Below are 19,622 nucleotides of genomic sequence, written 5' to 3' on the forward strand. Positions count from 1 at the left end.
GCGCACGGCCGGCGGGCCTTTCTCATGCCGGTTTTCGTGCTTTCCCGCGATCCTGATGGCGCACTGACCGGTCAGGCGAGATATTGAGCTTTTCCAGAATCTCTGCCAACAAATCGATAAAGACGCCAACCTCCGCCGTCTGCTTGTCGCTGATGAGCAGCGCGAAAAGGTTTCTGGCCAACCTTATTTCCGGGACGTCCAAAACAACGACCCCGGAAGGCCGGTTCAACAACGCCAGTTCAGGAACCAGCGACGCACCGATGCCGGCCGACGTCATCTGCAGGCTGGCGTTGAAGTCGTCGCACAACGCCGTCACCCGCGGATGGAGATTGCAGCTGGCGAAGAGCCGCTCGATAACGGCGGCGTCACTCGTTCCAGGATGGTGGACTATCCACGGCATATCGGAGAGCTGCGACGCGCTCACTTCCGAGCCCGGGCCGATGCCCCAGGATTCAGGCAGGACGACGCGGAAATCGTCATCACCAATCCACTGCTTATTGATGGTCGAAGGCCAGGCCAGACCGGTCTGGCCCACCTGGTAGACCAGTGCCACATCGAGTTCACCGCCGGCGCGCAGGTCCTGGATGGTCTCCGCCGGTTCCGCAACTGAAACTTTCAGGCTGATGCCCAGATCGTGCCACGCCGGCATCTGCATCAGCCGGGGGAGCACGTGCGTGGCAAGGCTGGGAAAGATGCCCAGCCGCAGTTCCTGGGTGGTGTTCTTATGTGTCCGGGCCGTTGCGGCCAATAGGGCGTCGATGTCGGACAGCACCTTGGTGGCGTGCCTGGACATTACGACTGCGGCCTCGGTGGGCAGAACGTTTCGTGCCGAACGGTGGAAGAGCTCAACCCCCGTTTCCCTTTCCAACGTCGACATCTGTTGGGACACTGCCGAGGCCGTGTATCCCAGACGGTTGGCAGCAGCCGCGAACGAACCCAACCGTGTGACCTCCAGAAGAGTCCGGAGATGAATCGGATTTACCATAAGGAAAACTTTAGCTCAGCGACTTACAATAATGAGGTCAGAGTGACTCCCGTGGCCGCTGTGATTTTGTCGCCCCGCGGCGGGCCTTGGCTTTAAAGCGTGGCGGAAGCCAGTAGGATTGATCCGTTGTGCCCGACGTCACAGATGTGGACACGATGGCAATATCGCTGAGGCATCCGCAACGTGCCTCCACCTTCCGAACCATTGGAGAGTTGTGAATAAGAAGAGATCCAGGAATTCCGCGCGTTCGTTCAGCCGAACCAGCGGGCGGTTTTTGGCCGCAACTGCCGCCATTTCGTTGGCCGCGACGGCGGCGGGTGGAACCGCATACGCGCAGCCGTCGGATACATCTCCGTCGCTGCCGGAGCGCCAGGCCATTGATACGTCCAACTTTGTGGATGGTGCCACATACATCGTGACGCTGGCGCAGGATGCCGCCAGTTCTTATGAGGGCGGCGTGAATGGCATTCCCGCGACGGCACCCGGCAATGGCAAGCAGCTTAACGCCAACTCCCAGGCAGTCAAGCAGTACCAGGGGCATCTGAAGAAGCAGCACAAGGAAGTCGCTGCCGAAGTTGAGGCGGAACCGACCCGGAACTATACGCTGACTGTCAACGCCTTCGCTGCAGAGATGACGGCGCTTCAGGCCAAGAAGCTGGCAGCCGACAAGGACGTCATCAGCGTCGAAAAGAACCAGCTGCACAAGATCCAGCAAAGCACTACAGACTTCCTCGGGCTCGGCAGCGAGGCCGACGGTTCGGGCGGCGTCTGGCAAGAGATCGGCGGCCCGGATGAAGCAGGCAAGGGCATCGTCGTCGGTGTTATCGATACCGGAATCGCTCCAGAGAACCCCTCCTTCGCCGGCGCAGACCTCACCGATGAGGTCTCCGCCGACACTCCCTATCTGAGTGGTGAAGCCATCACCTTCAACAGGGCCGACGGCGGCACATTCACCGGTACCTGCCAGGCGGGCGCGGAATTTACCGCGGACGACTGCAGCACCAAGCTGATCGGTGCGAAGTATTTCGTGGAAGGATTTGGCGCCGCAAATATCGGTACTCCGATAACCGACGGCGAGTACGGTTCGCCGCGCGACGGGCATGGCCACGGTTCGCACACTGCCAGTACAGCAGCAGGAAAATTCGGTGTCGAAGCCGACTTGGACGGCATCGACATGGGAACCATCTCGGGTGTCGCACCGGCCGCCAAAATAGCTGCCTACAAGGCGTGCTGGACCGGCAATGATCCCGGCGTCACCACCGACGACGGCTGCGCCACGACAGACCTGCTGGCAGCCATCGAAGCCGCCACCAACGACGGCGTGGATGTCATCAACTACTCCATCGGCGGCGGAGCGGCACAGTCCACCGTGTCGCCGATTGACCAATCCTTCCTGGGCGCAGCCGAGGCCGGAATTTTTGTCGCCGCCTCTGCCGGCAACTCCGGACCGGGTGCTTCGACACTGGATAACGCCTCGCCGTGGATCACCACAGTCGGAAACAGCACCTACGACACCCCGCAGTCCACCGTGGTCCTTGGGAACGACGCCAAACTGACCGGTGCATCATTGAGCATTTCCGACGCCGGGCTGGATGAAGCCCCATTGATCCTGGCGGAAGATGCCGCCTTGGAAGGTGCGGCAGAGGCGCCGCTCTGCGGGCCAGGATCCCTCGACCCGGCAAAAGTTGGCGGCAAGGTTGTCGTATGCGACCGTGGCCAATTTGCCTTGATTGAAAAGGCCACGGAGGTCGCGGACGCCGGCGGTGCCGGCATGGTCCTGGTCAATAAGCCGGGCGAAAGCAGCAGCGTTCTCTCTCTCCAGTACCCCGTTCCCACCGTTCACCTCACGGCGGAACACCGGGATGAACTGCGGGCATACGCGGCCACCGAGGGCGCCACCGCATCCATGATCCGGGAAGCAGTTAACCCGATGGTCATTCCGGCGCCGCAGATCGCCGAATCATCGAGTCGAGGACCGGTACTGGCAGATGGTTCCAATATTTTGAAGCCGGACGTTACGGCACCGGGAACAGGGATCCTGGCGGCCGGCGCCAATGCCGAAGGTGAAGATCCTCAGCAGGTATTGATGTCCGGTACATCCATGGCTTCACCGCATGTTGCCGGTCTGGCGGCCCTGTACCTGGGCGAACAACCGGATGCCAGCCCAGCGGAGGTTAAGTCGGCACTCATGACGACTGCCTACAATCTTGTCGACAGTTCCGGCGAGCCGGTGAAGGACGTATTCACTCAGGGAGCCGGACATGTAGATCCGACGCGTTACCTGCAGCCCGGCATGTATTTCCCGGCCGGTTCTGATGACTGGTTCGGCTATATTCAAGGCCTTGGCTACGACCTTGGCGCGGATGTTCCCGACGTCGAGGGCAGTGAATTGAACCAGCCGTCGATCGCCATTGGTTCAATGGCAGGACCGCGCACCGTGTCACGCACAGTCGTCTCAACAGAGGCAGGCACGTATACGGCGGACGTGGACATGCCCGGATTTGACGTCACCGTCTCTCAGCCGACGCTGACTTTTGAGAAGGCGGGGGAGTCCAAGACCTTCGATGTGACGTTCAAGCGCACAGATGCGGAAATGGATACGTTCTCAGACGGCTATCTGACGTGGACCTCCGGCAATGGCAACACCGTTCGGATGCCGCTGGCGGCCGCACCCGCGAGCATGCTGGCTCCGGCCACCGTTTCCGGCGAAGGCACCGAAGGAAGCATCGACATGACCGTGACGCCTGGCCTTGACGGTTCCGTGGCGGTCGATACATTCGGGCTTGCCAAAGGACATCTCTTTACACCTGAGGAGGGCCAGTTCATCAACGGATACCTTGGTGCTCCTGTTGACGGCACCGTGCGCAGCAAGGAGCACAGTGGTGAAGGAACCGCGGGACAGACGATCAGTTATGAGATGGATGTCGCTGAAGGAACACGTTTGGCCACCTTCGACCTGGACTCCGTCGACGATACGGCTGATCTGGATCTTGTCGTTGTCCATTTGAATGCGGCAGGCGTTCCGGACACCCTGTGGCAATCCGCCTCAGCATCTGCCGATGAAAAGGTGCAGATCAGCACTCCGGTTGCTGGAAAGTATTTGGTGCAGGCCAATATTTACTCCACCCCGGAAAAGGCGAAGCGCGCGTCGTTCGACCTTACCGGGTTTGCTGTTCCGTCCGGTTCCACCGATACGCCGTTGGTTTCATCGCCATCGGCGCTCGATGCACAACAAGGCGTTGAGACAAATATCGAGTTGTCCTGGGAAGGGCTGGATCACAATGCGGTCTACATGGGGCTGATTGGCTACGGTGTTTCCGCGGTCAACACCGTTGTCACCGTTAGTACCGGAGATGTTCCTTGCCAGGCGCCAGGTAAACCTCACGACGGTCAGCAGGCCAAGCCCAGCCACTCCGGTGAGCAGGGCCAGCCCGCTCATTCGAAGCTGGAGCATTGCAAGCCCGGCATGTCCTCGTAACACTGTTCCAGACCGCTATCGATAAGGGCATCTGAATGACGTGATTCCCTGCCACCGGCAGGTTGGATCGGGAACAGAAAATGCGGTGTGGTGGTTATATCCACTGCACCGCATTTTTCTGTCCTGGTGCATTTCCGACACGCCGAAGTTGCGGCGACACGGCACTTTTTCACTTGTGGGTTTCTCCTCCACAGACTGTGGACAGAACCTCGTGGAAAGCCTCAAAGACGGGCTTTTAAGTTGAAGATTCGACGCTGGGACTGTGGACTATCAGCCGTTGGAATGACATACTTGTAATACATCATGTTGGGGTGCCTTTCATGAAGGCGCACTAGATGTAGTATCGAAGAACAAACACCAGTGGTGGTGGGGTGTACGCCAAAGATCGACAATCAACGCCTTGAAGATGAGGCCGATGTGGTCGCTTCAGCAGTCACCGCCACGACGTAGTTAGAGACACTTCTGAAGGGGAGAGGGACCATGACCGTAACGGTATACACCAAACCAGCGTGCGTTCAGTGCAACGCAACTTACCGGGCTCTGGATAAGAAGGGCATCACCTACCAGAGCGTGGATATGTCCCAGGATCCCGAAGCCCTCGATCGGGTCCGGTCCCTCGGCTACATGCAGGCACCGGTTGTCGTCACTGAGAAGGATCACTGGTCCGGGTTCCGTCCGGACAAGATCAATGAACTTGCTCAGTCCTCAGCAACATCGGTGGCCTGATTTTCCGAAGCTATTGACGCTAAGGAGCAGTGCCCATGTCATCGCAGGCCATGGCAGAGCTGAAAGATGCAGCCGCCGGAGCCCAGGACAATCAGGCGGGCAACTTCACCGACGCGCAGTTGATCTACTTTTCTTCCATATCGGCGAATACGCACCGGTTTGTTGAAAAGCTGGGCGGGCAGGCGGGAAGAATTCCGCTTCGCACCCAAGAAGAAACCCTTCACGCACGAGCACCTTACGTACTGATTCTGCCCACCTACGGTGGAGTCTCAGGTAAGGGAGCCGTGCCGAAGCAAGTAATCAAATTCCTCAATTGCAAGGAAAACCGATTACTGATCCGCGGCGTTATCGGCGCGGGCAACACAAATTTCGGGGAAACATACTGTTTGGCCGGCGACGTCGTCGCAGCCAAGTGCCAGGTTCCCCACCTGTATAGATTCGAACTAATGGGTACGCCGGAAGACGTCGCCAAGGTTCATGAGGGATTGGAAGAGTTTTGGACACGACAGTTGCAGAGCCGGAAGTAGCAGAAGAGAAGCCAATGCCGGCGGCGTTTGAAGGTCTGGGCTACCACGAGCTCAACGCGATGCTGAACCTCTACGGAGCGGACGGCAAGATCCAGTTTGAAGCCGACCGCGAAGCAGCACACCAGTACTTCCTGCAACACGTGAACCAGAATACCGTGTTCTTCCATGATCTGGAGGAGCGCCTCGACTATCTGGTCAAGCATGACTACTACGAGCGCGGTGTCCTCGACCAGTACACGATGAACTTCATACGCGACCTGTATGACCGCGCGTACAAGAAGAAGTTCCGGTTCGAAACCTTCCTCGGTGCCTTCAAGTTCTACACCTCCTACACGCTGAAGACTTTTGACGGCAAGCGCTTCCTCGAACGGTATGAGGACCGCGTTTGCATGGTCGCACTGGCCCTTGCCGGCGGTGATGAGAACCTGGCCACGCATCTGATGAACGAGATTATCGACGGCCGCTTCCAGCCGGCGACACCCACTTTCCTCAACTCCGGCAAGAAGCAGCGCGGAGAGCTCGTCTCGTGCTTCCTGCTGCGCATTGAGGACAATATGGAGTCGATTGGCCGCTCCATCAACTCTGCACTGCAGCTGTCCAAACGCGGCGGCGGTGTCGCTTTCGCTTTGACGAATATCCGGGAAGTCGGAGCACCGATCAAGCACATCGAAAACCAGTCCTCCGGCGTCATCCCCGTCATGAAGCTGCTGGAAGATTCCTTCTCCTACGCCAACCAGCTCGGTGCCCGCCAGGGTGCCGGTGCCGTTTACCTGCACGCACACCATCCCGACATCTACCGGTTCCTCGATACCAAGCGCGAAAACGCCGACGAAAAGATCCGCATAAAGACGCTCTCGCTCGGCGTCGTCATTCCGGATATAACCTTTGAACTGGCCAAGAAGGACGAGGACATGTACCTGTTCTCACCCTATGACGTTGAGCGCGTCTACGGCATGCCGTTCTCTGATATTTCGGTGACCGAAAAGTACTACGAAATGGTCGACGATTCACGAATCAAGAAGTCCAAGATCAAAGCCCGCGACTTTTTCCAGACACTGGCGGAGATCCAGTTCGAATCGGGTTACCCGTACGTGATGTTCGAAGACACCGTGAACCGGGCCAACCCGATTGACGGCAAAATCATCATGAGCAACCTCTGCTCCGAGATCCTTCAGGTTTCCCAGCCGACGACCTACAACGATGATCTGTCGTACAACGAGGTCGGCAAAGACATCTCCTGCAACCTGGGTTCGCTCAACATTGCCAAGACGATGGATTCACCGGATTTCGGTGCCACCATTGAAACCGCTATCCGGGGTCTCTCCGCAGTCTCCGATATGAGCCACATTTCATCTGTGCCTTCGATCGAGAAAGGCAACGACCAGTCACACGCGATAGGCCTGGGACAGATGAACCTGCACGGCTACCTCGCACGGCAACGGGTCTATTATGGCTCCGAAGAGGGCCTGGACTTCACCAACATGTACTTCTACTCAGTGGTTTACCACGCGCTGCGCGCCTCAAACAGGATCGCGATGGAACGCGGTGAAACTTTCGGCGGCTTCGAGAAGTCGGATTATGCCAATGGGAGCTACTTCGACAAGTACACCGACCAGGTCTGGGAACCGAAGACCGAACGCGTCCGTGAACTCTTCGAGGAAGCCGGCGTAAACATCCCGAGCCAGGAGGACTGGCGGGAGCTGAAGGCGTCGGTCATGGAGCACGGGATCTACAACCAGAACCTGCAGGCGGTTCCGCCGACAGGATCGATCTCCTACATCAACAACTCGACGTCGTCGATCCATCCGGTGGCGTCCAAGGTGGAAATCCGCAAGGAAGGCAAGCTCGGTCGTGTTTACTACCCGGCCCCTTACCTGACTAACCACAACCTGGACTACTATCAGGATGCTTATGAGATCGGCTACGAGAAGATCATCGATACGTACGCCGAGGCCACCCAGCACGTGGACCAAGGGCTGTCGCTGACCTTGTTCTTCAAGGACACCGCCACCACCCGAGAGATCAATAAAGCCCAGATCTACGCTTGGCGCAAGGGCATCAAGACGCTCTATTACATCCGCCTGCGCCAGCAGGCCCTTGAAGGCACTGAGGTGGAGAATTGCGTCAGCTGTATGTTGTGACGGTGTACGACGGCGGCAGGTTCCGCCGTCGTACACCCTCGCCACAGCCCATCAACGAATTAAGAGGACGAAATGACTGAAAAAGTGGCGCTGCTCAGCCACGTTGAGGCAATCAACTGGAACCGGATTCAGGACGAGAAGGACGTTGAGGTCTGGAACCGGCTGGTCAATAATTTCTGGCTGCCGGAGAAGATCCCGCTGTCCAACGACGTCCAGTCCTGGAACCAGCTGACTCCGGAGGAGCAACTGGTGACGATGCGCGTCTTCACGGGTCTAACCCTGCTGGACACAATCCAGGGAACTGTCGGGGCAGTCAGTCTCATTCCGGATGCACTGACCCCGCATGAGGAGGCCGTCTACACCAACATCGCCTTCATGGAGTCCGTGCACGCGAAAAGCTATTCGTCCATCTTCTCCACATTGTGTTCCACCAAGGAAATCGACGACGCGTTCCGCTGGTCCACTGAGAATGAGAACCTGCAGCGCAAGGCCCGCATTGTCATGGAGTACTACTCCGGCGACGATCCACTCAAGCGCAAGGTCGCCAGCACACTGCTCGAATCCTTCCTGTTCTACTCAGGCTTCTACCTGCCGATGTACTGGTCCTCACGAGCCAAGCTGACGAACACGGCAGACTTGATCCGCCTGATCATCCGTGACGAGGCAGTCCATGGCTACTACATCGGCTACAAGTTCCAGCGCGGGCTGGAGCGGGTCTCTGAAGAGCGGCGCCAAGAAATTAAGGACTACACCTATGAGCTCATGTATGAGCTGTATGACAACGAGGTGCAGTACACGCACGACCTGTACGACAGCGTCGGCTTGAGCGAGGACGTCAAGAAGTTCCTGCACTACAACGCCAACAAGGCGCTGATGAATCTCGGCTACGAGGCGATGTTCCCCAGCAGCGTCACGGACGTCAATCCGGCGATCCTCTCAGCGCTGTCACCGAACGCGGACGAGAACCATGACTTCTTCTCCGGTTCCGGGTCTTCCTACGTGATCGGCAAGGCCGTGAACACCGAAGACGAAGACTGGGACTTCTAGCCACCTAAGACTACTGCGCGATCAATTCACCATCTTTGTTAGCTGTGATGATGTGGGAGCCAAAGGGAGCGCTGGTCGCGTTGAATCTTTCGCACATCCACTCCACGTCAGCTGTGGCGGCCCGATGCAGCCGCAGCTGACGTGTCTGCATCGTTGATCAGATCACCACAACCGTTGAAAATCGGCTTGTCTCGGTAGAATCTCGATCGGCCGCGGGTGGTGTGAAGAATGCCCGTGGACGATGTCGATGCCCGCGTCCACGAGTTGGTGGGCAAACTGTACCTGGTCGTCAGAGATTCGGTAGCCCCAATTCGTCCGAGCGGTACAGCGGGCCTGGCAAAGAGTGCAGGTCATTGGCGGGGCGTATCGCGCTGACCGCTGGCATGCGAAATGCAGAAGTTCATCGAAGTGGGGAATAATGAGGTGCGGACCTGTCCCGACCACATTAAAGGCACCATGACTGACTCGTATTACCGCCAACTGGGCAACGGCCGATTTGAATCGACGATCCTTGCACAGGGCGCCTGGAATCCGGCAGAGCAGCACATGGCTCCTGTCTCCGGGCTGATCGCGCATTGCCTTGAGCAGCACGAGCCCAGGCCGGACATGCGGATGGCCCGGCTCAGTTACGAGATCCTGGGGATGATTCCGGGCGGCGAATTCGATGTTACGACGACAACCATCCGCCCCGGCCGGACTATCGAACTGATCCAGGCGGAGATGTCCGCTGGCGGGAGAACCGCGGTAAGGGCCACCGCGTGGCGGTTAGTCAAGAGCGACACCGCTGCGGTGGCTGCATTCGAAGATAAGGCCATGCCTGGCGTGGAACAAGCTGTCCACTGGGACGGCATGGATGAGTGGCCAGGTGGTTACATCGCCTCATTGGACATCAGGGTGATCCCAGGCCACCGGCGGGGCAGTGGACAGGCATGGATCCGCTCGCCCTACAGGATGATCGAAGGTTTCGAAACCACCGACTTCGTCCACCTGTTGGGCTTGGTCGATACGGCCAACGGAGTTTCGTCCAGGGTTCCACCGGGGCCTGGAAGCTTCATGTTTCCGAATCTCGACCTGCAAATGCACTTGTACCGCCAGCCATCCGGTGAGTTGCTGGGGTTGGATACGAGCGTCACCTTCGCATCCGACGGCGTCGGGCTTACATCAACAATCCTCAACGATGCGGATGGTCCCTTTGGCCGCGCCGAGCAAATACTTACCGTCCGCCAGCTCCCCGCTGACTGACTGCCGCCCTACAACCCTATGGATTCCTCATCTCAACTGCCGCCCACAATAGCGGACAGGTTATCCGTGATCCAGCAAGAGTCCACGCTTGGCGCCGCCGCCGATCTGGAGCACGGCATCAGGTTGCTCCAGGCCGCCCGGAATGGACAGTTGAGTCCTTCACTACGGTTCTACCTGCCGCAGCCGACGGTGGCTTTCGGGCAGCGGGATACGCGGCTGCCTGGTTTTGAAACAGCCCGTCAAGCTTGTCTGGACCATGGCTTCACCCCATTGGTCCGCCGGGCGGGAGGACGGGCTGCGGCTTACCATCAAGGCTGCCTCGTCGTCGACCACGTCGAACCCTCCGGTGATTCCATCGCCGGGACAAAGCAACGCTTCGCCTTTTTCTCGGATTTGCTGACTGAGGCTCTGAGGTCGACCGGTGTGAATGCCGGCGTGGGTGAAATTCCCGGGGAGTATTGCCCCGGCGAATACACCGTGCACGGAATTCCCAACGGTCCAAATGAGTCCCTGGTAGCGGACGCCGGCGAAAATCCTCAAGAATTGGATGTTCCACCGACAGCCGTCAAGCTCGTCGGTACGGCCCAGCGGGTGGTGTCCGGTGCCTGGTTGTTTTCTTCCTCAGTCGTCGTTGAGGGTTCGGCTTCGATTCGCGCGGTCTTGATCGATGTCTATGCCGCATTGGACTTGGAGTGGAATCCAGCTACGGCAGGAGCGGCCGAAGACCTGGTGCCGGGGCTGACGGTCGACAAGGTACAAACCGCCATACTAACTTCATACTCTACACAGGCCACACTGCAACCTGGATCGTTCGAGCACTTTGCTTCACACACAACGACGGCGGCAAACCCACCTCGGTGAGCTCGCCGCCGTCGTACGCTGCCAGAGGCCTTACGCCGCCGTCGTCGTAGCCGCGCTTATTCTCCGCGTGCCAGCCATTCATCCAAGTGCGGAGCCTCGGCCCCGATGGTGGTTGAGTCGCCGTGGCCGGTGTGGACGACGGTCTCAGGCGGCAGGGTGAAGAGCCGGTCGCGGATCGACTCCATAATGACCTCGAAATCGCTGAATGAACGACCGGTCGCACCGGGCCCGCCCTGGAAGAGCGTGTCTCCCGTGAAGACCACACCTTGACTGGCCAAATAAAAGCACGTGGAACCGGGGGAGTGGCCAGGGGTATGGAGTGCCTTGATCCGCTGCCCCGCAATTTCGAAGATGTCCCGGTCCTGAATCTCGTGGCTTGGATCCACGCTCGGGAAGACGCGTTCCCACAGCATCCAGTCCGAGGAATGAAGGTAGATCGGAGCGACCACGGTATCGGCGAGTTCCAGCACCGCCTTGATGTGGTCGTCATGGCCATGAGTCAGCAGAATCGCGACAACCTTCCGGTCGTCAACCGCATTGATGATCGCATTGGCATCGTGCGGGGCGTCGATGATGATGCATTCCTCATCGTTGCCTACGAGCCAGACGTTGTTCTCGACTTCCCAAGTACCGCCGTCGAGGGAAAAAGTTCCCGCGGTTTCGAGGTGGTCAATTCGAAGGGCGGAGCTGTTTGCAGTCTCAGTCATTAGAGTTCCACCACCGATCGAAGAACCTTGCCTTCTTCCATTTTCCTGAACGCCTCCTCGATCTGGTCCAATTTAATGCGCTCGGACACGAAGGCACCCAGGTCCAGCCTGCCCAGCCGGTACTGGTCGACCAGCATTGGGAAATCGCGTGAGGGCAGGCAGTCGCCATACCAGGACGATTTGAGCGCGCCACCGCGGCCGAAAACGTCCAGCAACGGCAACTCGATTTTCATATCCGGCGTGGGAACTCCGACCAGTACCACCGTGCCGGCCAGATCGCGGGCGTAGAACGCTTGGGTGTAGGTTTCGGGACGGCCCACGGCATCAATAACGACGTCGGCTCCGTTGCCTCCGGTGAGTTCCCGGATGGCCTCCACCGGATCGGTCTCCTTGGAGTTAACGGTGTGCGTTGCGCCCATTGACTTGGCCTTCTCCAGCTTGCTGGGGTCAATGTCGACGGCGATAATCGTCGTCGCACCCGCCAGCTGCGAGCCCGCAATAGAGGCCGTACCGACGCCGCCGCAACCAATGACCGCCACCGAATCACCACGGCTGACATTGCCGGTGTTCATTGCGGCGCCGATGCCTGCCATTACGCCGCAACCGAGCAGGCCCACTGCCGCAGCATCAGCATCCGGGTCCACCTTGGTGCACTGCCCGGCCGCCACGAGTGTCTTGTCCGCGAAAGCACCGATGCCGAGGGCGGGGGAGAGCTCCGTGCCGTCTTCGAGTGTCATCTTCTGCGTCGCATTGGCGGTGTCAAAGCAGTATTGCGGTTCGCCGCGGCTGCACGCCCGGCACTGTCCGCAGACTGCCCTCCAGTTCAGGATCACTTTGTCGCCCGGGGCAACCTCGGTGACGTCGTCACCAACGGCATTGACGACGCCGGTGGCCTCGTGTCCCAGCAGGAAGGGGAAGTCATCGTTGATTCCGCCCTGTTTGTAATGCAGGTCCGTGTGGCAGACGCCGCAGGTGATGATATCCACCAGGGCCTCACCCGGCCCTGGATCAGGAACGAGGATGGTCTCCACGGTCACGTCTGCATCTTTAGCGCGGGCAATGACTCCACGTACTTTATGAACCACGTTGGTTATCCTCTCCGACGGCCGAAAAATCTGATTGGCCGCATGTTTGGTAAAGCGTCGTTCCCCCATCATAGGAAAAACCCTTCGGCGGTTCCTATGATGAAGTCATGAGTGAACCCGCCGCTTCCGTTCCAACAATCGATCAGCGGACCTTTATCAAGGAATGGAAAGCATGGCACTTGACCCGTGAGGCGAAGCTGTCGGACCCATTTGGCTGGCTTTCCGTCACGGCGATGCACTGGCTGAGTAGTGATTCACAGAGGTACGACGGCGTCCCGGGAACCTGGTCGAGTGACCGCAGCGGGATCGTGGTGAAGCTGGAGAAAGGGGAGGAGCTCTTCGTCGAAGGAGAACCGGTTTCGGGCCGCTACGGATTTGGAACGCTCCACGAACGGGAGTCCATAACGATGCGGACTGAGGACTTCGCAGTGGAAATTGCACGTCGCGGCGGCCATGACTTCCTGCGGCCACGGCACCCGGACGCCCCGGCTCTGGCGGCGTTCAAGGGTGTGCCGACGTTTGACCCGGATACGCGCTGGCGGTTTGCCGGCCGGTTCCGGGCCGACCGGCATTCCGTCACTGTGGGCTCGGTGGTGCGGGCGGTGCACCACGAGTACTTATCCCCGGGGACGATTGAATTCACGGCCTACGGGCAGATCCACAGGCTGACCGCGTTCCCCGGCACAGAACCGGATTCATTCCAGGTGCTGTTCACCGACGAAACGTCCGGAGCCAGCACGTCCGGCCTGTGCAGGGCGCTGTATATTCCGGCACCGGACGACGACGGCACCGTCGTGTTGGATTTCAACCGGGCTGTGAATATGCCATGCTCATTCACCGAGCATGCCACCTGCCCGCTCCCGCCGTCGGAAAACCGGCTGCCCTTTGCGGTGGAGGCGGGGGAGAAAGAGTACTAGGCAGCGAGACGGCTCTGAACCTCGGCCAACGACGGGTTCGTTGCACTTGAACCATCAGGGAAGAGAACGGTAGGTACGGTTTGGTTGCCGCCGTTGATGGATTCCACCAGAGCGGCTGTTCCCTCGACCTCTTCAATATTGATTTCCTGGTAGCCAATACCCTTTGCGTCCAGCTGCGACTTGAGTCGGCGGCAGTATCCGCACCAGGTGGTCGAGAACATGGTGATGTTGCCGGCGTCCGGGGTGTACTCCACGGTTTAGCTCCTTGGTTCAGGCTTAGTGCCGCATTTTCGGCGGCGGTGTCATTGTCACTGGTCTAAACACTTGTTGATTGCCAGTCATTCCCGGGCAAGCCGGTGATGACCATAAGGCATAGCCTTTTTGTTGCGGTTTGGATCGCGACCGCGCTTGCGGTGTGGTTCAGCTTGCGGCCTCAATCAGTTCCGGACCATTGTTGCGGACACTGTTTACTTTTGAGCTGACCACTCGCGGGGTGAGCTTGGGTTCCGGCATCGCGTCCAGAAGCTGTTGCACGTCGGCAGGGTTCCTGACGGCCGTATCCAACCAGTCGGAATAGAGGCCGGGAGGGACGACCAGGGGCGTCCTGTCATGGATGTGGCCGAGCGCATCTGTTGCGCTGGTGGTGATGATTGTGCAGGTCCGCAGCCATTTTTCCGGGTGGCCTTCCGGCAGAGCGGGATCCGGCCAATACTCGTAAAGACCAGCGAAGGCCAGAATGCCGCCGTCGTCCCCATGGAGGTACGTCGGTATTTTCCCGTCGGCGGTTTTCTGCCATTCGAAATATCCGTCGGCCGCCACCAGCGCCCGCCGTCGTGAAGCGGCCTGCCGGAATGAGGGTTTCTCAGTGACGGTTTCCATCCGTGCATTTATGAGGCGGGCGGCAGACTTCCGGTCCTTTGACCAGGACGGAACGAGACCCCACCGTGCTGTTGCCAACTGCCGGGTTTGTTCCGTGCTTCCGGCATGGCGTTCGATGACGAGAGGGACTTCGTCGGTCGGTGCAATGTTGTAGGAAGGGGCGATCTCCCCTTCGAAGGATTCGTCGACATTGAACGAGGCAACAAGATCACCAGTGCTTCGTGCCATCACATATCTGCCACACATGGTTCCATTATGGGTCAGTCACCGTGATTCCGCTTCGCACGCTTTTCGGGTCACCTGCTGATGCGGTTACGCGGCAGACCCGATGCGGACAGTGCCGTCCGCATCCACGATTAGTCCTGGATTGTAGACGACCTCCCAGCGAAAACCATCCGGGTCGGCGAAGTAGCCGGAGTATCCGCCCCAGCTCATCTTCCGACCGGGTGCGATGATGCTTCCGCCGGCTGTCCCGGCCTGGGCCAGGACAGCGTCGACTTCTTCCTCGCTGTGTACGTTGTGTCCCAGCGAGATCGGGGGAACGGCTCCGGACTGATAATCCGCATCGGCTTCGGCCTCAAGTTTTTCGATGTCGTACAGGGCCAGCAGCAGGCCATGTCCAACCTGGATAAAGACCACTTCGGAGGCGACATCCAGTGTCGCCGCCCATTTCAGGCCATCCAGGTAGAACCGCCGGGACACTTCCAGGTCACGGACACCAAGGGTCAGAACGTCGACATGAGGCTGCATACATCGATATTCTCACTAAATGGTCACCGATGACGAGAATGCCCATAGACAGCAACTGGCCGACGTCCGCACTGCCATCGACGAGATAGATGAAGAAATGGTGGCATTGATGGCCCGGCGTGAACGGCTGGTGCGGATCGCCGGCACGCTGAAGGAGGATGCAGCCGCCGTCCGTTCACCCCAGCGCGTCGAGCAGGTGATCTCCACTGTCCGGTCGCTCGCCGTCGAATCGAAGGTCAGCCCGGAAGTGGTTGAGGCAACGTACCGTTCCATGATCGAAGCTTTCATTGAGCTTGAGCTGAAGGTTCAGCGCAGCAGTTTCTGAAGGATTTCCCGAACATTTTTCACACCGGACGGTCCTGTCATTGCGGTCCGTCCCAGGGGGGAGCGCATGCCCTCTCACCTGCGGTTTAAAGGACATCTGTGTTTTGTCAGTGCACAGGCGTAAACTTGAACTTACTCGAACAAATATTCGAGAACGGTGTGGGATTGCGTTGGGAGGTGGCTGGAGTTGGGTGTCTTCAGCGAGTCGGTGGAAGTGGTGTGTTCGTCTGCGGGGCAGCCTCTAAGCCTGGTCTGGCAGAACCGGACATACGAGATCGAAGCGGAACCGTTGCGCTGGTATCAACGGCGCAAATGGTGGGAAGAGGAGTTGCGGGCGGAGCGGGGCCGCGGCGCTGGGCTGGTGGACCATGAGATCTGGCGGGTACAAGCCAGAGTCAATGACCGGTCGGAGCTGCGGACGCTGGACATAGTGCATCAGGTGGATACGGGGCGCTGGCGGCTATTGAAAATTCACGACGCCGTACAGGACCTGAGTGCATAGGACTGCGCGGAAACTTCTCCCCGGACATATATGAGCTTCACCCATCTACACGTTTCAACCGCCTTCAGTGCACACTATGGCGTCTCCTGGCCCGAAGATTTGGCCGGGACGGCTGCCGGTGACGGGGCGGACGCTTTAGCCTGCACGGACCGCGACGGTCTTTATGGCACGGTCAAACACCTCAAAGCCTGCATGGCGGCCGGTATCGATCCAATTGTGGGTGTCGATCTGGCCGTGCTGCGCGACGGCCAGGTGAGCGGCCGCGTCGTCGTACTGGCCCATGGCGAATTGCAGGGAGCAGGCTACCGGGCACTGTGCCGGCTGATCTCCGATGCCCATGCGAATACCGGCGCGCATTCCCGTAAGCCTGTCGGTGTCACTCTGGAGGAGCTGGCCTCGCGCTGCCTGGATCCAGTCACTCTCGCTCCTGTGCTGACAGTACTGATTGGCCCGCATTCCGATGTCGGCCAAGCGTTGCGGACCCGCAGTTATTCCACCGCCCGATCGTTGTTTACACGGTGGCTGGCGGTGCTTCCGGCCGGTTCGGTGACAGCCGAAGTGGTTACACACCTGAGTCCGCCGGGCGAGGCTTTGAGCACCGCCCATGGGGTGCGGCTGTTCAAGCTGGCGCGGGAGCGCAATGTTCCAGCTGTGCTGACCAATGCAGTGCGGTACTGCGGAATTGACGGCGCAGCCACCGCTGATGTGCTTGATTCTGCCCGGGCGCTGACCGCACTGGGGAAGCTGACCGACCTGCAGCCGAACGGGCAGGGATGGCTGAAGACGCCGGCACAGATGGAGTCGCTGGCCAGGGAGATCGCCAAGGCTGCGGATCTTGGTGCGCCCGGCGCCGCCGACCTGCTGTCAGCAACCGGGAAGTTGGCCGACCGGTGCAGGATGGATCCGGCGGCGGATATGGGATGGAAGCAGCCTGTAGTTCCTGAAGCATCGGTGATCGGTATCGACCAGGACCCGGTGACCGAACTCTGGCAGCGCTGCGAGGCGGGCATCGGCCGCAGATTCGGCGCCATATCCGGTTCGGACGAGCGAAAACTCCGGGAACGGTTAAACCACGAAATGCAGATCATTGACCGGCTCGGGTTTTCTTCCTATTTCCTGACCGTGGCCGAGGTTTCGAAGATGATCATCGAGATGGGTATCCGGGCGGCGGCCAGGGGATCGGGCGCCTCATCCCTGGTGAACTATCTGATCAACGTCAGCCAGGTGAACCCGCTCAACCATGACCTGATCTTTGAACGTTTCCTCTCACAGGACCGCTCCACACTGCCGGATATCGACATCGATGTTGAAAGCGCCGAGCGGCACAATGTTTACCACCGGATTTTCGAACGGTTCGGTGCTGAACGCGTCACGCTAATGAGCATGCAGAATGGCTACCGGGCCCGGGGCGCAGTGCGTGATGCCGGGCTTGCGCTGGGGATGAATGAGGACGACGTCGGCACCATCGCCAAACAGCTGTGGCGGTTTTCGGCTGCCAAGTTCCGCGAAGCCATGGCGGAAAAACCTGAACTGCGTGACTTTTCCTCCCGGGTGGAACAAAACCAGCAACTGGATCTGCTGGTGGATCTGACCGAACGGCTGGACCGGCTGCCGCGGCATATTTCAATGCACCCTTGCGGCGTGATTCTGGGGGACAAGAACCTGCTGGACCGCACCCCGGTCCAGCCCAGTGGACTGGGACTGCCGATGTCGCAGTTCGATAAGCACGATATGGATCCGATGGGCATGCTGAAGCTGGATGTGCTGGGTGTGCGAATGCAAAGCGCAATGGCCTATGCGCTGAAAGAAATTATCCGGATCCACCCTTCCCGCCAGGAGGTTGCTCAAGCCGGCCGGCACCGGAACGTGACAGGGGGCGTTCCTGATTACATCGCCGGGGACGGCCGGATTAATCTGGAGGCGGTGCCGTTCGATGATGAGCCGACGTACGAGTTGATCCGCAGCACGCATACATTGGGATGTTTCCAGATTGAGTCGCCGGGGCAACGGGAGCTGATTGGCAAACTTGCGCCACGCGAATTCAACGACCTGATTATCGATATTTCGCTTTTCCGCCCGGGGCCGATGAAGTCCGATATGGTCCGCCCATTCCTGGAGCACCGGCATGGGTGGGCTCCCGAGAGCTACCCGCACCCGGACCTCAAACCGGCGCTCGCCGAAACCCACGGGGTGACGGTCTTCCATGAACAGGTGCTGCGGACTTTCGACGTCTTCACCGGCTGCGGCATGGCCAAGGCTGACGAGCTCCGGCGGCTGCTTGGCAGAGGGGAGGCCGAACCCGGGGTGGAGGACTTTTTCCGAAAGGAATCGGCAGCGAGAGGTTATCCACCCGCAGTGGTGGACAAGGTCTGGAATACGCTCAAAGCCTTCGGCAGCTTTGGCTTCTGCAAGGCCCACGGGGCCGCATTTGCCGTACCAACCTACCAGTCAGCCTGGCTCAAGGCACATCATCCAGAAGCTTTCCTGGCCGGGATCTGGGAACACGACCCAGGTATGTATCCGCGCCGCTTGCTGGTGGCCGAGGCCCGGCGGATGGGCATACCGATCCTGCCATTGGACATTAACCGCAGCACTGGTGAATACCGGGTGGAACGTATTGATGGCGGGAAACTGGGCATCAGGCTGAGTCTGGCCGGAATCTACGGACTTTCCCATACCGAACTCAAACGTATTGTGGCCGGCCAACCATACGATTCGCTCGCAGATCTGCGGACCCGGGCCAGAGTCGGCAGGGCCAGCATGAAGCGGCTTGCCCAGCTGGGCGCATTCGATTCTTTGAATCAACACGTGCATGGCCCCGGCAACCGTGCGGATTTAATCCACCACCTCAACAGTTCCCCTTCCCGTCCGGCACAACGCAGGCATGAACCTATTGAGGGGCAGTTATCGCTGCCGCTCGGCGATCTTGAACTGGCCAATTTGAAACCCGGGCTGCCGGAGCCACCGATGGAGGAGAAAGTCCGGACGGAGCTGGATCTGCTGGCCCTGGATGTCAGCGCCCATCTAATGGACAGCTACCGCCCAATCCTGGAGGAGCTGGGAGTGACGGAGTCAGCGAAACTGCTGGACCTGCGTAACGGCACCGAAGTGATAGTGGCCGGAATCCGTGTGGCGACCCAGACTCCACCGATGCGGGGAGGACGCCGGGTGGTTTTTATCAGTATCGACGACGGCACCGGCTGTGTGGATTGCACCTTCTTCCACGAAGCACAGGAGCAGGCCGGCCCGTTGCTCTTCTGCACCCGGCTGCTGTTGATCAAGGGACTGACGCGCCGCACCGGGCCCAGAGGAATGAGTCTGCAGGCCACGAACGCCTGGGATCTATCCAATACGGAAACCTTGCCGTTGGCGCGAAACCGCAAACCTCTTGCCCTTGGACGGTAACCCTTCCGCCGGCGGAGATACTGGCGGTGAAGCACCCGGCGGATCC

Annotated in this window: 18 protein-coding genes; 11 read left to right on the forward strand and 7 right to left on the reverse strand. The window is 59.3% G+C overall.

Annotated elements, in window-relative coordinates:
• Positions 1–22: 22 nt before the first annotated feature.
• Positions 23–985: a LysR family transcriptional regulator gene (locus Y707_RS26420; RefSeq protein ID WP_051442064.1), complete on the reverse strand. Its 963-nt coding sequence runs from the start codon at positions 983–985 to the stop codon at positions 23–25.
• A gap of 214 nt (positions 986–1,199) precedes the next feature.
• Here Y707_RS26420 and Y707_RS33155 point away from each other — a divergent pair, with 214 nt between their 5' ends.
• The 5 genes from Y707_RS33155 (at position 1,200) to nrdF (ending at position 8,904) form a co-directional block, all read left to right on the forward strand.
• Positions 1,200–4,463, forward strand: coding sequence for a S8 family peptidase (locus Y707_RS33155; RefSeq protein ID WP_051442065.1), 3,264 nt, complete (start codon positions 1,200–1,202; stop codon positions 4,461–4,463).
• A 480-nt stretch (positions 4,464–4,943) separates the two neighbouring features.
• Entirely contained in the window at positions 4,944–5,189 is a 246-nt protein-coding gene (nrdH, locus tag Y707_RS0114930) for a glutaredoxin-like protein NrdH (protein WP_026535676.1), read from the forward strand.
• Between the two features lie 35 nt (positions 5,190–5,224).
• Entirely contained in the window at positions 5,225–5,716 is a 492-nt protein-coding gene (gene nrdI, locus Y707_RS0114935) for a class Ib ribonucleoside-diphosphate reductase assembly flavoprotein NrdI (protein ID WP_081744905.1), read from the forward strand.
• A gap of 14 nt (positions 5,717–5,730) precedes the next feature.
• Positions 5,731–7,857, forward strand: coding sequence for a class 1b ribonucleoside-diphosphate reductase subunit alpha (gene nrdE, locus Y707_RS0114940; protein WP_026535678.1), 2,127 nt, complete (start codon positions 5,731–5,733; stop codon positions 7,855–7,857).
• A gap of 72 nt (positions 7,858–7,929) precedes the next feature.
• Complete coding sequence (gene nrdF / locus Y707_RS0114945; protein ID WP_026535679.1) at positions 7,930–8,904, forward strand: class 1b ribonucleoside-diphosphate reductase subunit beta; 975 nt, start codon at positions 7,930–7,932, stop codon at positions 8,902–8,904.
• A gap of 162 nt (positions 8,905–9,066) precedes the next feature.
• Here nrdF and Y707_RS33510 read toward each other — a convergent pair whose 3' ends face one another.
• Positions 9,067–9,480: a CapA family protein gene (locus tag Y707_RS33510; protein WP_442853299.1), complete on the reverse strand. Its 414-nt coding sequence runs from the start codon at positions 9,478–9,480 to the stop codon at positions 9,067–9,069.
• On the opposite strand from Y707_RS33510, the gene Y707_RS0114950 reads away from it, so the two are divergent.
• Entirely contained in the window at positions 9,361–10,146 is a 786-nt protein-coding gene (locus tag Y707_RS0114950; RefSeq protein ID WP_035781901.1) for a thioesterase family protein, read from the forward strand. The two genes, Y707_RS33510 and Y707_RS0114950, sit on opposite strands and share 120 nt — an antisense overlap.
• Positions 10,147–10,164: 18 nt before the next feature.
• Positions 10,165–11,007, forward strand: a complete 843-nt coding sequence (locus tag Y707_RS26430; RefSeq protein ID WP_051442066.1) for a lipoate--protein ligase family protein — start codon at positions 10,165–10,167, stop codon at positions 11,005–11,007.
• 56 nt (positions 11,008–11,063) lie between these two features.
• Here Y707_RS26430 and Y707_RS0114960 read toward each other — a convergent pair whose 3' ends face one another.
• Both Y707_RS0114960 and Y707_RS0114965 read right to left on the reverse strand, forming a co-directional pair.
• Positions 11,064–11,714 (reverse strand): MBL fold metallo-hydrolase, encoded by a 651-nt coding sequence (locus Y707_RS0114960; RefSeq protein ID WP_026535681.1) that lies wholly within the window; start codon positions 11,712–11,714, stop codon positions 11,064–11,066.
• Positions 11,714–12,799 carry an S-(hydroxymethyl)mycothiol dehydrogenase gene (locus tag Y707_RS0114965; RefSeq protein ID WP_026535682.1) on the reverse strand — a complete coding sequence of 362 codons (1,086 nt, stop codon included), beginning with the start codon at positions 12,797–12,799 and terminating at the stop codon, positions 11,714–11,716. The genes Y707_RS0114960 and Y707_RS0114965 overlap by 1 nt, the downstream gene beginning before the upstream one ends.
• 107 nt (positions 12,800–12,906) lie before the next feature.
• On the opposite strand from Y707_RS0114965, the gene Y707_RS0114970 reads away from it, so the two are divergent.
• A complete protein-coding gene (locus Y707_RS0114970) occupies positions 12,907–13,716 on the forward strand; it encodes a DUF1684 domain-containing protein (protein WP_035781870.1) in 810 nt (269 codons plus the stop codon).
• On the opposite strand, the gene Y707_RS0114975 is transcribed toward Y707_RS0114970, so the two are convergent.
• From Y707_RS0114975 to Y707_RS0114985, 3 genes are all read right to left on the reverse strand, one after another.
• Complete coding sequence (locus Y707_RS0114975; RefSeq protein WP_173401466.1) at positions 13,713–13,937, reverse strand: mycoredoxin; 225 nt, start codon at positions 13,935–13,937, stop codon at positions 13,713–13,715. The genes Y707_RS0114970 and Y707_RS0114975 overlap by 4 nt on opposite strands.
• A gap of 199 nt (positions 13,938–14,136) precedes the next feature.
• On the reverse strand, positions 14,137–14,841 hold the full coding sequence (locus Y707_RS0114980; RefSeq protein WP_026535685.1) for an SOS response-associated peptidase: 705 nt from the start codon (positions 14,839–14,841) through the stop codon (positions 14,137–14,139).
• A 66-nt stretch (positions 14,842–14,907) separates the two neighbouring features.
• Positions 14,908–15,345, reverse strand: coding sequence for a VOC family protein (locus Y707_RS0114985; RefSeq protein WP_026535686.1), 438 nt, complete (start codon positions 15,343–15,345; stop codon positions 14,908–14,910).
• A 19-nt stretch (positions 15,346–15,364) separates the two neighbouring features.
• On the opposite strand from Y707_RS0114985, the gene Y707_RS0114990 reads away from it, so the two are divergent.
• From Y707_RS0114990 to Y707_RS26435, 3 genes are all read left to right on the forward strand, one after another.
• On the forward strand, positions 15,365–15,670 hold the full coding sequence (locus tag Y707_RS0114990) for a chorismate mutase (RefSeq protein WP_026535687.1): 306 nt from the start codon (positions 15,365–15,367) through the stop codon (positions 15,668–15,670).
• 186 nt (positions 15,671–15,856) lie between these two features.
• Positions 15,857–16,171 (forward strand): DUF6504 family protein, encoded by a 315-nt coding sequence (locus Y707_RS0114995; RefSeq protein ID WP_026535688.1) that lies wholly within the window; start codon positions 15,857–15,859, stop codon positions 16,169–16,171.
• A gap of 30 nt (positions 16,172–16,201) precedes the next feature.
• Complete coding sequence (locus Y707_RS26435) at positions 16,202–19,576, forward strand: DNA polymerase III subunit alpha (protein WP_051442067.1); 3,375 nt, start codon at positions 16,202–16,204, stop codon at positions 19,574–19,576.
• Positions 19,577–19,622 lie beyond the last annotated feature (46 nt).

Origin of the sequence: Arthrobacter sp. H14, from assembly GCF_000520495.1 — a bacterium.
GTDB lineage: Bacteria > Actinomycetota > Actinomycetes > Actinomycetales > Micrococcaceae > Arthrobacter_C.